Below are 1016 nucleotides of genomic sequence, written 5' to 3' on the forward strand. Positions count from 1 at the left end.
GTAATTGCTCAACTAGGGGAAAAAAGGGAGCCATGAATAGAGAGGGCTTGTTGAATAGCTTGATAAGCAGTTAAGCCCTGCCTTTTACCAGTATTGACAACTGAACGAACCGCCGCAAATAAATCTCGCCCCCATTCGGAACGAAAGCAATTAGTCACTCGACGAAATATCACGCTCATCCGAATCGCTTGTTCGCTAGAATTATTTGTCGGTGGAATTGCAGCATCTTCCAGAAATAAAAACAAATTATCCATCAGCTCGCCATAGCGTTTTCGCAACCGAACACCATCCGGTTGATATGGCATTAAACTCAAAATTGTGATTAATCTTTCTCGTAAATTACTGCGATATCGCTCCAGTCTTGCCTCGTCGAGCCTGTCGCGTCGTCGATGGATGACAAAAGCTCTTAATAATAACCTCTTCATCGCTGGGGCAAAAATCTTGTCTCCTGCATCAATGGCATATTGACAATCCCGCAGTTGATGGGCACTCACACACCTGCCATTGTGCTGCTGGGTGATTTTTTTGAGCACTAAAAAGGTCTGATACCCACAGTTGCGGGCGATGTTCTCCGAGAACTTCACTAATTACTCCAGCCCCTCGACTGGGACGGATGACATGCAGGCAAATATCTTGGTTCTGAAACACCCATTCCCATTGGTTTTGTCCGTTCACTCTGGCACTGGTTTCATCCGAGCCAATTAATTTTGCCTGCCGCAAACGTTGCAGTATTTGATTTACCTGGTCATCTAAACTGGTTTTGACGGTACTTAAGAGGTTGGCGAGCGCTCCTTCGGATATCTTGAGTCCAAAAACTTCCGCCAAGATTCCCGACAGCCGTTCGTAGCCGATCGCATGAGTGTAGCGCAGATATGTAACTAGGCTTTTAATCTCCCGGCCAAATGGTGAACCCGGTTCCATTCCTGCGGGTACGGGGGCAAGATACTCGGTTTGACAACAGGCGCAGCGACCGCCATAACGTTCGATGCGCGTTACGATCGGGCGAATTGGTGGTA

1 pseudogene is annotated in these 1016 nt (G+C 47.4%); it reads right to left on the bottom strand.

Features of this window, described 5'->3' with window-relative positions:
* Positions 1-8: 8 nt before the first annotated feature.
* Positions 9-921 (bottom strand): annotated as a pseudogene (gene tnpC / locus QUA27_RS27610) (IS66 family transposase).
* Positions 922-1016: the final 95 nt, after the last annotated feature.

It is taken from the genome of Microcoleus harperi Pol14_C6 (assembly GCF_036701295.1).
GTDB lineage: Bacteria > Cyanobacteriota > Cyanobacteriia > Cyanobacteriales > Microcoleaceae > Microcoleus.